Origin of the sequence: Pseudomonas sp. GL-B-12 (genome assembly GCF_019955895.1) — a bacterium.
Classification (GTDB): Bacteria; Pseudomonadota; Gammaproteobacteria; order Pseudomonadales; family Pseudomonadaceae; genus Aquipseudomonas.
The window spans coordinates 15750-28198 of the sequence record NZ_JAHBCX010000013.1 but is presented as its reverse complement, the minus strand read 5'-3'; the positions used below and the strand labels follow the sequence as shown (position 1 = coordinate 28198).

The window sequence follows — 12449 nt, the reverse complement described above, 5'->3', positions numbered from 1 at the left end:
GGTTTCTGTCCTTGAGCCGTTTCGGCAACCGCTGAATGACACAGTGGCACGATAGTGGCAGTTCGAGACGCGCAATTTATAGTAATTCTCATATGGATTTAAAGTACTGCTTCAACTTGCCCGCTAATTAGCCATGGGCCCTGTAGGAGCGAGCTTGCTCGCGAAGGCGGCGGCACGTCATTGCCAAACTGCGCAAAGCGCTGGGGGAAAAAGTACTCTCGGCGCCCATCGAACAGATCGAGCGCTACCGCAGCCACCGGCTGATGATGGTGCTGGCGATTGCCATCGACACCGGCATCCAGGGCTCCGCCGATTTCATCTGTAACACCCAAGTGCGCTCGATCAACACCTTCGATCGCGGAGCTGTCCAGCCAGTTTTCCTCGCCCGAGCCGCACCTGCGGCTCAACGACAACGGTACCCGGCCGACCGTGGTCAACCATCTGCAATGGACAACGTCAGCTACACCTTCCCGGCCGCACCGGGCAGTGATGCGTTTCGCCTGGGCCCGGTGAACCTGACCATCGAGCAAGGCGACATCATTTTCATCGTTGGCGAAAACGGCTGCGCCAAGACCACGCTGATCAAGTTGCTGCTGGGGCTCTACGCGCCACAACAGGGGGAAATCCGGCTCAAAGGTCAGGGCATCGATGCGCACAATCGCGACGACTACCGCCAGTTGTTCACCACGATTTTTGCCGATTACTACCTGTTCGATGACGTGGTCCAGGGCGACCAGCACATCCCCGAAGATGCCAATACCTACCTGCAACGCCTGGAAATTGCGCACAAGGTCAGCGTCAGGGACGGCAGCTTCACCACCACCGACCTTCCGCCGCATCTTCTACACCGAGCTGCTGCCAGACCTCAAACGCCTGGGCAAAACCATCATCGTCATCTCCCACGACGACCGCTACTTCGACATGGCCGATCAACTGGTGCGCATGGAATCGGGCCGGGTCGTCACCGAGCGCGCAACCGCCTGAACGCCGTTGCCGCACGCAAATCATTGTTTTTTGAAGTTTGTTTTCCGGTTTAGCCAAAGTGGTACGTCTAATAATAATTATCATTAACTAAAACACTGCACACACCATTGTGGAGCGATTCGAGCAATGCAAAGCCTTACTCTGTCCCGCGCACCGTTGGCATTAGCCATCGAACGGCAAAAGAAATTCCGAACGGTCGTGCCGGGCGCGCTGCTGACCCTGTTGCTGCTGGGTACGTCCCAGGTCGAGGCCGCCCCGGTGAACGTCAATGTGCCGGCTCAGTCGCTGGCCAGTGCATTGCGCCAACTGGGCCAGCAGACCAACCTGCAGATTCTCTACAGCCAGGACATGGTCAACGGCATCAAGTCAACGGCGGTGTCCGGCAACATGGAAGCGGAACAGGCACTGAAAACCTTGCTGCTGGGGAGCGGCATCAATTTTCAGTTGAATGGCAACACCGTGTCGCTGGTGCCAGCGGCCGGTGACTCCAGTGCATTGCAACTGGGTGCGACGTCCATCACCGGCGTGGCGCTGGGGCCGACCACTGAAGGCACGCACTCCTATACCAGCGATGAAGTGACCATCGGCAAAGGCAACATCAAGGTCAAGGACATCCCGCAGTCGGTGTCCGTCGTCACGCGCCAGCGCATGGACGACCAGAACCTGAACAGCCTGCAGGACGCCCTGCGTCAGGTCACCGGCGTGACCATCAAGACCTACAACTCCGGCTCCAGCCTCAATGACATCTTCATGCGTGGCTTCCTCGTCGACCAGGTGCAGGTCGACGGCGTCTCGCAACCCACCGGCCAGGGCGACATGGCCACCAGTTTCGACTTGGCGATGTACGACCGCATCGAAGTGCTGCGTGGCCCGTCCGGCCTGTACCAGGGCGCGGGTGAACCCGGCGGTACGATCAACGTGGTGCGCAAGCGCGCCCTGAGCAAATTCGCCCTCGGTGGCGAACTGGCCGCGGGCTCTTACGATCGCTACCGTTCCATGGTCGACGTCACCGGCCCGCTGAACGATCAGGGCACCGTGCGCGGTCGCTTCATCACCGCTTACGAAAACAACAAGTCTTTCGTCAACTACGCGCAGAACGAACGTCCGATGGCCTACGGTCGCCTGGAATTCGACCTCGACCCGGCCACCACCCTGTCGGTCGGCGGCGCTTACCAGCAGAACCATTCCACCCCGGCCTTCGGCTTGCCGGCCTACGCCGACGGCTCATTGCTCGACGTGCCGCGCTCGACCTTCGTCGACGCCAAGTGGAACACCCTCAACGAAAAAGTCTGGGAAACCTTCGCCGAACTCGACCACGAACTGGACAACGGCGGTCAGTTCAAGACCACCCTGACCTACCGCGACGCCGAAACCCCGCAGCGTAACTTCACCTGGGCCGACGGCGCGGTCGACCCGGCCACCGGTGACAGCTGGGCCGTGGCCTACGACTACTACACCCACATAAAGACCATCGGTGTCGACAGCTTCGTCACCACGCCGTTCGAATTCGCCAATCGCCGGCACGAGTTCACCCTGGGTGCCGAGTACCAGCACCTGGACAAGGACTTCACCTACGGCGGCGGCGAGTACTTCCCGATCAACGTGTTCGATCCGGGCAGCATCGACATTCCCCACAACGACTATGCGCACGTCAACGGCAACTGGTCAAAATCCGATCAGTACGGTGTCTACACCCGTGCCAAGTTCAATGTCACCGACTGGCTCGATGTCATCGGGGGCAGCCGCGTAACCTGGTACGAAAGCGATGCGAAGAACGCCAACGCCTTCTTCAACAACTTCGGTGAAGCCCACACCAGCATCAACCGCAAAGTCGTGCCGTACGGCGCCATCATCGGCAAGATCACCCCGCAACTGTCGACCTACTTCAGCTACACCGGCGTGTTCAAACCGCAGAGCGAAATCGGCACGGACGGCCAGCCGGTCGGCCCGCGCGAAGGCAAGCAGTACGAGATCGGCCTCAAGCGCGAATTCTACGACGGACGCCTGAATGCCAGCATCGCCGCCTTTCGCATCTACGATGAAAACCGCGCCGAATACGACAACACCTCCGGTGCCTACATGACCGAAGGCAAGGCCCGCAGCCAGGGTTGGGAAACCGAGTTGAGCGGCAACCTGACCGAGAACTGGAGCATCGTCACCGGTTACGCCTACACCTCCACCAAGTTTCTGGACGGCGATCAGGCCAACAAAGGCAAGACCTTCAGCACCATTACGCCCAAGCACAACTTCAACCTGTGGAACAAATACGAGTTCACCGACGGTCCGCTCAAGGACTTCAGCGTTGGCGGTGGCGTGCGTGTAGTCAGCGACACCTACTACCAGCGTGACGTGAAGTTCCAGCAAGGCGGCTTTGCCATCGCTACCGCGCAGGTCGGCTACAAGTTCAACGAACACCTGTCGTCGACACTGACCGCCAACAACCTGTTCGACCGCAAGTACTACGACCGCGTCGATGCCTCCTGGGGCACCAACTTCTACGGCGACCCGCGCACCCTGACCCTAAGCTTGCGCGCGCAGTACTGATGGCTGAGTGCTTCATCCGCAACCACAGACCGGGCCACTTGTAGGAGCGAGCTTGCTCCTACAGCGGCCCGGTTCCGTTTTCTGCTTGCGACGTATGGCTGTGCGCGTCGGCTCTGAGTTGCCCGGTATCGACGCGGACAAAAGTGGAGTCCCCGACAGCGGTCAGGACATCCCCGGCGAAGACCTCGCAAATGACCCGGCTTTTGCGCCCGACATCGCCCTCGACTCTGGCACGCAGTGTCAGGGGTACCCCCATCGGGGTGGGCTTGATGAACTTGATGCCCAGGTTACCGGTGACGCAGGTGATGTGGGGCAAGCTGCCCACTTCGCGCTGTTCTGCCCGGTAGTGATAAGCCATCGCCGCCCAGTTGGAGTGGCAATCGACCAGCATCGCGATCAAACCGCCGTACACCAGATCCGGCCAGCCGCAAAACTTGTCATCCGGCATATGCTGCGCCACGACATGCACCCCGTCTTCATGCCAGAAGCTCTTGATGTGCAGCCCGTGCGGGTTCTGGCTACCGCAGCCATAACAAACGCCTTCAGGTGCGGCGATGTCTTGAAGCGAAGTGTCCTGCGTGGTCATACCGTGTCCATCCTTAATACAGGGGGCGAATCGTCGTGGTTGAAAGCGAACCGGGTCACCCCGGTTCGCACCGCCTGATCAATATTGGCAGAAGCGAATCCGATTACCGAACGGGTCGTAGACTTGCAGCTCCTTGCCCCAGCCCTGCTGAACAATATCAGGGCGTCCGTAGCCGTAGCGCTTGCCCTGCAATTCATCCCTGAGCAGCTCGATGTTTTGCATGGGCACGAATACCGTCGAGCCAGGGCTGGCATCGCCGTGATGCTCGGAAAGGTGCAATTGCAGCCCATCGCGACTGATGCCCAGGTACAGCGGCAGATCAGCCTCGAAGCGGTGCTCGAACTCGACGCTGAAGCCCAGGAAATCCAGATAGAACTCACGCGCCTTGGCTTCGTCGAACATCCGCAGGATTGGAATCGGTTTGTCGAAAGTCGCAGCCGGCGTGGACGGGGTACTTGCCTGGGCAAGCGTCGCTGACGCGGTGTTCCAGTCCTTGTAGCCCAGTTGCTGCGCGACCAGTTCCAGCGCGGTGGAATGGGTCACCACTTGATTGCGCTCCTCCAGCGAGACGCGCAACTGCCTGGCCATTTGCTTGGCTTGCTCGATTGAAAACATGACTGCTCCTGTAGCCGAGATGCTCTGGTGCTCGCATTGCCAAACCTCGACCGTCAAGAGAGGTGACAGGGTTTGTAGAAGAAGGAAATGCTTTCACCTTTCCCAGCGGGAGCGAGCGGCGGGCAGCATCGGGCCGAAGCCGATCATACATAGCCGATACGGGATGCGGAAGATGTTCCCGGCAGTGCTTGTTTAGGCAGCCTACAGGTTACTTCATGAAAGCCACAACGCCTTGCGCCGTTGCCTACAGGTACGCCAGAATCCGCCGGCTTGTGCGCCTTGGGGGGTGTCGGTAACTTGGTTCGGGTCACTGATTTCCAGTGATCGGGTTTAGTAGCCCGTGGTTACTCAAGGCGCATAGCCCATCAAACAGTCAGGCATCCCATCCCTGCACTTTATGGTGGCTGTGTGCAGGGCGCCCTCGGGCGCGCCGGCTCCTTGGGTCCCCGGTCTACTAACCTGCGCACAGCTACCACCCTTCTTATTAGTAGAGAAGCGGTGGTAGCTCATACTTACAGGACCCAAATCATGTTCAAAGTTACTCCGAATCCGCCGGAATCCGATCCGGCCTCCCCGTACGAAAACCCCGACTCCAAACAATTCCACGAAGCCGCCGAACGCGCGCTCAATCACTACCTCAACCCGGGCGCCAACATCATGGCCTCCCCGCGCAAACCCAGCTCCATGTTCATCGTCAATCCCGAACTCAGTACCGAAACCCTGCTGGTGCATGCGTGCGAATCGCTGGCTTCGGCCAATGTCATGGCCAACGATCTGGTGGATCATCTGCAGGGGACAAGTCGCCATGCGCTGTTGGGGATTGCGCAGGTGATCATGCTCGGGGAACTGGCGGTGAATCGGGCGCTGGATCGGCTTGATCCGCCTTAGTTATCCGAATCAGCGCAAAACAACCTGTGGGAGCGAGCCTGCTCGCGAAAGCGGCAGCACATTCACCATCAATGTGACTGACAGACCGCCATCGCGAGCAGGCTCGCTCCCACAGGGGACTATCCCCGATGGCTTGATCTTCATTTCAGATGGCGATAACTCGGGATCGCGGAACCGAGCACCACCGCCCCCGCCGCAATCGCCAGCCAGAACCCGCTGCGCGCGCCGAAGGCGTCCACCAGCCAGCCGGAGCCGGCGGCGCCGATCGCCACGCCGATGCTCAGGCCGGTCACCAGCCAGGTCAGGCCTTCGGTGAGTTTGGCCGGCGGCACGATCTGCTCCACCAGGGCCATGGCGACAATCAGCGTCGGCGCGAAAAACAGGCCGGCGATAAACACCGCCAGGGACAAGCCGAAAATGTTCACCGCCAGCAGCAACGGCAAGGTGGTCACCGCCGTCGCTACCCCGCCGTACAGGAACAGACGCGCCAGCGGCACTTTCGAGCGCAGTGCACCGAACGCCAATCCGGCCAGGCACGAGCCGATGGCGTACACCGACAGCACGATGCTCGCCGCCGCCGGTTGGCCCTGGTGCTGGGCGAAGGCGACGCTGACCACGTCCACCACGCCGACGATGGTGCCCATGGCCACCATCAACAGCATCAGCAACTGAATGTCGCGGGAACGGATGATCGAGCCCAGGTGATGGGCTTCATGGGGATGCACCGGCGGCTCCGTGCTCCGTTGCAGGACAAACGCGGTGACGCCGATGGCCAGCGCCAGCAAGGCCGCCAGCGGCCCGGCCTCGGGGAATGCCACCACGCACAACCCCACCGACAGTGGCGGCCCGACAATGAAGCAGACTTCATCCAGCACCGACTCCAGGGCGTAGGCGGTCTGCAACTCCGGCCGGCCGCGATACACCTCGGTCCAGCGCGCCCGCACCATCGCCGACATGCTCGGCATGCAACCGGCCAGCGCGGCGAAGAAAAACAGCGTCCAGTGCGGCGCCTGCAACCTCGTGCACAGCAACAACAGCAACAGTGCCCCACCGCCCAGCAATGCCGCCACCGGCAGAATCCGACCCTGACCATATCGATCCACCAGCCGCGAGACCTGCGGCGCACAAAAGGCCGTGGCCAGGGCGAACGTCGCCGCCACCGCGCCGGCCATTGCGTAGCCACCCTGCAACTGCGAGAGCATGGTGATCAGGCCGATGCCGGTCATGGAAATCGGCATGCGCGCGATCATTCCGGCCAGCACGAAAGCGCCGCTGCCGGGGGCGTTGAATAATTCGCGATAGGGGTTTGCCATGGGACGGGTCTCATCAGGGGACTGCACGTTGCCATAACGGCTGATTGTGGGGGAAGCGTGGAATTGTTGGTTGAATGTGAAGGCCCCTTCGCGGGCAAGCCCGCTCCCACAATTGCCGGCGTACACCGCTCAAATGTGCGGGCTTGCTCGCGAAGGGGCCCTCACAGACACCTCTCCTCGCCCGCCAAGTGAACTCTCGGCCACCCAAACCAGTCAGCTACTTAGGCCCCCTGGTTCCCGGAGTTTCGCGACAATATTTCAATCAGCTGGCGGAAGCTGAAGCCTGACGTGAACTGGACACCGGATCTGCTGCAGCACTGACCGAAAACCGCTCCCGATAAGCCTGTGGCGTCACGCCCATGGCCCGCAGGAAACTGCGGCGCAGGGTTTCTTCGCTGCCGAAGCCGCATTGCACTGCCACCCGCTTGATCGGCACGCCGGTATCGCTGAGCAAACGCCGCGCGGTTTCGACGCGGATCAGTTCGATGGCCCGGGCCGGGGTCTGGCCGGTGTCGGCGCGGTAGTGGCGCACGAAGCTGCGTTCGCTCATGCCGGCCTGCAAGGCCAGGGTCGGGATGCCAAGGTCGTGGGTCAGGTTTTCGCTGATCCAGGCATGAAGTTCGTCGAAACGGTTGCCTTCCTGTTGCAGGGACAGGGTCACGCTGAATTGCGACTGGCCACCCGGGCGCTTGAGAAACACCACCAGTTGCCGGGCGACTTCCAAGGCCATGGTGCGCCCCAGATCTTGTTCGACCATGGCCAACGCCAGGTCGATGCCAGCAGTCACCCCGGCTGAGGTCCAGACCGGGCCGTCGTTGATGAAGATCGGGTTGGGCTCGACGTGCAGTTGCGGGTGCTGCTGCGCCAGTTGCTCGCAACGGGTCCAGTGGGTGACCACCCGCCGGCCATCGAGCCAGCCACTGGCCGCCAGCAGGAACGCGCCGGTGCACACCGAGGAAACCCGTCGGCAGCCACGGGCATGTTCGCGTACCCAGGCGACCAACGGCGCATCTTCGGCCGCTGCGTAAACACCCCAGCCACCGGCGATGATCAGGGTGTCGGTGCCCTCATCCGGTAACGGTTCGGCCAACAGCGCCAACCCCGCCGACGACATCACCGCCCCGCCGCCACTGGCAATCACCGTCGGCGCGTAGGGTGGCGGCAGGCCTTGCTGGCGGGCAATGTCGTTGGCCGAAGCGAATACCTGCAACGGCCCGGTGACGTCGAGCAATTGCACATTGGCGAAAGCGAGCACATGGATGGTTTTCGACATTTGGCGTAATTCGTGGGGATATTGGCGTATACGCCAAAGCCTACGAGCCTACAGTCAAACCGTCCACCCACTTCACGAGAAAAACACCATGACGTTGCAGATCGGTTTTCTGTTGTTTCCACAGGTTCAGCAACTGGACCTGACTGGCCCTTACGACGTACTGGCCTCGCTACCGGACGTGAAAGTGCATATGATCTGGAAAGACCTGATGCCGGTCACCGCCAGCACCGGCCTGCTGTTGAAACCGACCACCACCTTCGACGATTGCCCGGCACTGGATGTGATCTGCGTGCCCGGCGGCAGTGGCGTCGGACCCTTGATGGAAGATGACCAGACCCTGGACTTTCTCAAGGCCCAGGCCGCCAACGCCCGGTACATCACTTCGGTGTGCACCGGCTCGCTGGTGCTGGGCGCGGCGGGATTGCTCAAGGGCAAACGCGCCACAACGCACTGGGCCTATCACGAATTGCTCAAGCCGCTGGGCGCAATCGCGGTGCAAGACCGGGTGGTTCGCGACGGCAATCTGCTGACCGGTGGCGGCATCACCGCCGGTATCGACTTCGCCCTGACCCTGGCGGCAGAGCTGTTCGACCAGGCCACCGCCGAGCTGGTGCAACTGCAACTGGAATACGCCCCGGCCCCGCCGTTTACCGCGGGCTGCCCCAAGACGGCCCCGGCCGGTGTGCTGGAAGAGGCTCGCCAGCGGGCTGCCGGCTCGTTGAAGCTGCGGGCGGAGATCACCGAGCGCGCGGCGGCGAAACTCGACCGACAGTGAAAAATGGCGGCGGGAACCCGGTTCCTGCCGCCACGACTTTTCATGCGCGCAAAAAAAAACCCGCCGAAGCGGGTTTTTCCAAGACCATGACGACTCCTTGTCGTAGCGTTCCTTGCAGATGGTCGATCATCCATGATCCTGAGCACATCCTGTGCTTCAGTGGGTGAGGCCAGAATACGCACCGGATCCAATTTGTAACAGGCGACATCGCTACCATCGCGTGTAAGACATTCGCTATATACCCCCTTCCGAAACCCTTGAACGACTCAGGTTTCGAGCCGACTTGAGCCACTCTGTTGCTCGTGGGACTTGGCACTGTCGATCAAAAACTGCTCGATATTGTTCATTTGCTCTTCCCAACCACGACTGTCCATGCGGAAAGCCCTTTCGCGACGGGCCTGGGGAACGTGATCGAAACCGGACTCGGAGACCTTGAGCAACGTGCCGTTGTCCATATCTTCGAGCTCGAATTTCACCAGTGTGGTGGGTTCCTGGGAGTAATCGACTTCCGGGTTCACGGCATAAGGGTGCCAGCGGAACGAAAACAACCGCTCCGGCTCGACCCGCTCTACCAGTACATTCCAGCGCAAATGCTCATAACCGGGATAAGTAATCTGCCCCTGGGTCCACTCGCCTGCCACAAAACGCTTGCCTTCCAGAGCCACGCCAAACCACTGTCCGAACATTTCGGCATTGGCCAGCACACGCCAGACCTGCGAACGCTTGGCCTTGAGCAGGATTTTCCTTTCGATGCGATCAGATGCTGGGTTCATAAGTCACCTCCTGTACATGAACAGTAGGTCAGTAAGACCACAAGACCAACTCTAAAGTTGTACCAATCGGGATGTGCAATCAACCATACCTGAGATATTCGGTTGCATTTACGACAATAAGTTCTGGAGCAGGAGAATAGTCAGAGAATCGAAACTGCTAACGTTCCCCATCGAAATATTCCCCTGAAAGGAGTCAGCCATGAACAAACTGCGCGGCAGTTGCCTGTGCAAGGCCATCGAATACCAACTCGATAGCCTCGACATGCCCATCAGCCATTGCCATTGCCAAACCTGTCGCAAGGCTCACGCGGCGGCTTTTGCATCGACCGCCGGGGTGATGCGCGAGCATTTTCGCTGGACCAAAGGCCAGGATCGCCTGAGCCGCCATGAATCGTCGCCGGGCAAGTTTCGGTATTTCTGTTCGGCCTGCGGTTCACATCTGATGGCCGAACGACCGGCCCAGCCTCACGTTATTGTTCGTGTGGCGACACTGGATACCGATCCGCAGATGACGCCCCAGGCGCATATCTGGACATCCCATGACGTGCCATGGCTGGAATACGATTCGGTGGAAACACACGCGCAATGGCAAGCGTAGCGGGCTGAATGCCCCTCGGCGCTACACTGCATCTCTCATTCGGTCACAGCGAGCACTCCAGCATGAACCCACGCTTACTATTGGCGCTGACGTCCCTGATGTTTACCTCAATGGCGTTCGCCGTGGACTGCGACAATGCCAGCGACCAGGCGACGATGAACCAGTGCGCGGCGCAGCAGAATGCGGCCGCCGACAAGGAATTGAATGCGCTGTACCAGCAGATCACTTCGCGACTCAAGAGCAACCCGGACAGCAAGAAGCAGTTGGTGGGTGCGCAACGTGCGTGGGTTGCGTTTCGCGATGCCGAGTGCAAATTCTCGGCGTCCGGGGTGGAAGGCGGGAGTGTGTATCCGCTGATCTACAGCAACTGCACCACGGAGCTGACCAAGGCACGGGTTCAGACTTTCAAGCAGTACTTGAAGTGTCAGGAGGGGGATTTGAGTTGTCCGGTGCCGGGGGTTTGATTTTTGCTGTTCTTGTGCTGTTCTTGTGGTGTTTTTGAGGGCCTCTTCGTCGGAACGCCGCCCGGGGCAAGCCCGCTCCCACATGGGCCGGTGTGGATGCAAATATGCGTTCCAACTCGGTCACCTGTGGGAGCGGGCTTGCCCGCGATGGCGTCAGCTCAGACGCTGCGATTTACCGGACAAAAATCTGCGCCGTAGTAATCGCCATATCCCCGCCCGGCAACTTGATGCTGCCCGTCTGCTTCAGGCTGTCGGCATCAAAGATCGCCACATCGTTGAAGGTCCCCGCCAGGTAGATCTTGCTGCCGTCCTTGTTGAAGGAAATGCAGTAGTAGGAATGATCGAGCGTGGCGGACTGGAGCATTTTCTTCTGTTTGATGTCGTACTTGGCCAGGCGGTTGAGCACGCCAAACATCAGGTTCGGGTTCTTGGGCGAGCGCATGCCGCTGAAGTAGATTTCGGTCAGAGGGCCGAAGTCGGTGGTTTCGGTCTTGCCGGTCTTCAGGTCGATACTGAACAGGCCGTACAGGTATTCGGCGGTGGCCGGGTCCTGTTTCTTGTCCTTGAACTTCGCCGCGGTGTAGAGCAGCGAGAAGTCATGCCGGTAGGTCTGCTGGTTCCACACGTAGAGCACGTCCGGCGCGCTGTAGTTCGGGCGCTTCCAGTGGCGGCTGGGGATCAGCACGTCGAACTTGCCGGTTTGCACATTGACCTTGTAGACGTCCGCCCCGGCCACGTACAGCGTGCCGTCGTCACCGCTCTGCATGATGGTCAGCTGCCGCGGTGCAGGGAAACTGCGCACCGGCTTGGCGTCCATGCCAGCGTTGGTGGCATACACGTCGAGTCGTGGCTGCTGCACTTCGTAACGGTCGTTCATCATCAGCGTCGGGTTGGCGACCGTGTACAGCTCCTTGCCGTCATGGCTGAGGGTGAAAGCAAACATCGAGCGCGCTTTCTCCCCTGGCTTCTGGGTGATGCTGGCGTGGAACACCTGTTTGCAACTGTCCAGTTCAACGCCATAGACATCCGCATAGTGATTGTTCAGCACGTAGGCGGTCTTGCGGTCCGGCGACAGCTGCACGGTGCCGGGGCCGAAGGCGTCGGGCATCTTGCAGGTCTTGAACAGGGTGTCGGTGGCCAGGTCGATCACGTGCAGGTTGTTCGGGTAATTGGTGGTCAACATGTATTCGTGACCGTCTTGCAACGCGGTGTTTTCATCGGCCAGAACACTGACAGAACAGCTGCTCAGGACGGCGAACGCGGCCAGGCCGCAGGCTTTGATGTTACGCATGCTGGAATCCTTCTTCTGTGATCACTTGTCTTTGGGGAAGACAGTGCCGAGGTTGCGCCAGTTGTCGTTGGACGCCTGGGCATCCTTGTTCCAGTCCGGGTAGGTGCTCATCATGTCGGGCACCTGGGCCGGCCACCAGCAGGGGTCGGAGCAACCGTAGAGGTCGGCCTCCATCGGCTGGCACAGCGACGACACACCGCCAAACGCATCGATTTCCCAGCCCGGGTCGGTGGTCGAGGCACAGCCCGCCACGGAGCTCATGGCCACCACTTCTTCAATGCGGTTTTCATCCGCGGCCTGATCCAGCTTCAACGCTTTGTTATTGATTGCCTTGAGATGTTTCAT

At 60.2% G+C, this 12449-nt stretch carries 12 protein-coding genes and 1 pseudogene; 6 read left to right on the top strand and 7 right to left on the bottom strand.

Going from position 1 to position 12449, the window contains the following annotated elements; translation table 11 throughout:
- Positions 1–170: 170 nt before the first annotated feature.
- Positions 171–984 (top strand): annotated as a pseudogene (locus KGA85_RS08840) (ATP-binding cassette domain-containing protein); the annotation flags it as partial.
- Between the two features lie 126 nt (positions 985–1110).
- On the top strand, positions 1111–3528 hold the full coding sequence (locus KGA85_RS08835) for a TonB-dependent siderophore receptor (protein ID WP_223456494.1): 2418 nt from the start codon (positions 1111–1113) through the stop codon (positions 3526–3528).
- Positions 3529–3586: 58 nt separating this feature from the next.
- On the opposite strand, the gene KGA85_RS08830 is transcribed toward KGA85_RS08835, so the two are convergent.
- Positions 3587–4114, bottom strand: coding sequence for a PaaI family thioesterase (locus KGA85_RS08830; RefSeq protein WP_223456493.1), 528 nt, complete (start codon positions 4112–4114; stop codon positions 3587–3589).
- A gap of 78 nt (positions 4115–4192) precedes the next feature.
- Positions 4193–4729 carry a glyoxalase superfamily protein gene (locus tag KGA85_RS08825; RefSeq protein ID WP_223456491.1) on the bottom strand — a complete coding sequence of 179 codons (537 nt, stop codon included), beginning with the start codon at positions 4727–4729 and terminating at the stop codon, positions 4193–4195.
- 528 nt (positions 4730–5257) lie between these two features.
- On the opposite strand from KGA85_RS08825, the gene KGA85_RS08820 reads away from it, so the two are divergent.
- Positions 5258–5617: a DUF6124 family protein gene (locus KGA85_RS08820; RefSeq protein ID WP_223456489.1), complete on the top strand. Its 360-nt coding sequence runs from the start codon at positions 5258–5260 to the stop codon at positions 5615–5617.
- A gap of 140 nt (positions 5618–5757) precedes the next feature.
- On the opposite strand, the gene KGA85_RS08815 is transcribed toward KGA85_RS08820, so the two are convergent.
- Together KGA85_RS08815 and KGA85_RS08810 are read right to left on the bottom strand one after the other, a co-directional pair.
- Complete coding sequence (locus tag KGA85_RS08815) at positions 5758–6930, bottom strand: MFS transporter (protein ID WP_223456488.1); 1173 nt, start codon at positions 6928–6930, stop codon at positions 5758–5760.
- 262 nt (positions 6931–7192) lie between these two features.
- The gene (locus KGA85_RS08810; protein WP_223456486.1) at positions 7193–8203 is read right to left on the bottom strand and encodes a GlxA family transcriptional regulator; all 1011 of its coding nucleotides are present in this window, start codon (positions 8201–8203) and stop codon (positions 7193–7195) included.
- 88 nt (positions 8204–8291) lie between these two features.
- On the opposite strand from KGA85_RS08810, the gene inhA reads away from it, so the two are divergent.
- Positions 8292–8978 (top strand): isonitrile hydratase, encoded by a 687-nt coding sequence (gene inhA / locus KGA85_RS08805; RefSeq protein WP_223456484.1) that lies wholly within the window; start codon positions 8292–8294, stop codon positions 8976–8978.
- 266 nt (positions 8979–9244) lie between these two features.
- Here the strand turns inward: inhA and KGA85_RS08800 are convergent, their stop codons facing one another.
- Positions 9245–9751 carry an SRPBCC family protein gene (locus KGA85_RS08800; protein WP_223456482.1) on the bottom strand — a complete coding sequence of 169 codons (507 nt, stop codon included), beginning with the start codon at positions 9749–9751 and terminating at the stop codon, positions 9245–9247.
- Positions 9752–9950: 199 nt separating this feature from the next.
- On the opposite strand from KGA85_RS08800, the gene KGA85_RS08795 reads away from it, so the two are divergent.
- Both KGA85_RS08795 and KGA85_RS08790 read left to right on the top strand, forming a co-directional pair.
- Positions 9951–10349 carry a GFA family protein gene (locus KGA85_RS08795; protein WP_223456480.1) on the top strand — a complete coding sequence of 133 codons (399 nt, stop codon included), beginning with the start codon at positions 9951–9953 and terminating at the stop codon, positions 10347–10349.
- A 62-nt stretch (positions 10350–10411) separates the two neighbouring features.
- Positions 10412–10813 (top strand): lysozyme inhibitor LprI family protein, encoded by a 402-nt coding sequence (locus KGA85_RS08790; protein ID WP_223456478.1) that lies wholly within the window; start codon positions 10412–10414, stop codon positions 10811–10813.
- A gap of 172 nt (positions 10814–10985) precedes the next feature.
- Here the strand turns inward: KGA85_RS08790 and peaD are convergent, their stop codons facing one another.
- Positions 10986–12104: a quinohemoprotein amine dehydrogenase subunit beta gene (gene peaD / locus KGA85_RS08785; RefSeq protein ID WP_223456476.1), complete on the bottom strand. Its 1119-nt coding sequence runs from the start codon at positions 12102–12104 to the stop codon at positions 10986–10988.
- Between the two features lie 21 nt (positions 12105–12125).
- Positions 12126–12449: a quinohemoprotein amine dehydrogenase subunit gamma gene (gene qhpC / locus KGA85_RS08780; protein ID WP_008016081.1), complete on the bottom strand. Its 324-nt coding sequence runs from the start codon at positions 12447–12449 to the stop codon at positions 12126–12128.

Coding starts and splice junctions, on each gene's coding strand:
- KGA85_RS08835 (WP_223456494.1), top strand. CDS start 1,111: ATGCAAAGCCTTACTCTGTCCCGCGCACCGTTGGCATTAGCCATCGAA.
- KGA85_RS08830 (WP_223456493.1), bottom strand. CDS start 4,114: ATGACCACGCAGGACACTTCGCTTCAAGACATCGCCGCACCTGAAGGC.
- KGA85_RS08825 (WP_223456491.1), bottom strand. CDS start 4,729: ATGTTTTCAATCGAGCAAGCCAAGCAAATGGCCAGGCAGTTGCGCGTC.
- KGA85_RS08820 (WP_223456489.1), top strand. CDS start 5,258: ATGTTCAAAGTTACTCCGAATCCGCCGGAATCCGATCCGGCCTCCCCG.
- KGA85_RS08815 (WP_223456488.1), bottom strand. CDS start 6,930: ATGGCAAACCCCTATCGCGAATTATTCAACGCCCCCGGCAGCGGCGCT.
- KGA85_RS08810 (WP_223456486.1), bottom strand. CDS start 8,203: ATGTCGAAAACCATCCATGTGCTCGCTTTCGCCAATGTGCAATTGCTC.
- inhA (WP_223456484.1), top strand. CDS start 8,292: ATGACGTTGCAGATCGGTTTTCTGTTGTTTCCACAGGTTCAGCAACTG.
- KGA85_RS08800 (WP_223456482.1), bottom strand. CDS start 9,751: ATGAACCCAGCATCTGATCGCATCGAAAGGAAAATCCTGCTCAAGGCC.
- KGA85_RS08795 (WP_223456480.1), top strand. CDS start 9,951: ATGAACAAACTGCGCGGCAGTTGCCTGTGCAAGGCCATCGAATACCAA.
- KGA85_RS08790 (WP_223456478.1), top strand. CDS start 10,412: ATGAACCCACGCTTACTATTGGCGCTGACGTCCCTGATGTTTACCTCA.
- peaD (WP_223456476.1), bottom strand. CDS start 12,104: ATGCGTAACATCAAAGCCTGCGGCCTGGCCGCGTTCGCCGTCCTGAGC.
- qhpC (WP_008016081.1), bottom strand. CDS start 12,449: ATGAAACATCTCAAGGCAATCAATAACAAAGCGTTGAAGCTGGATCAG.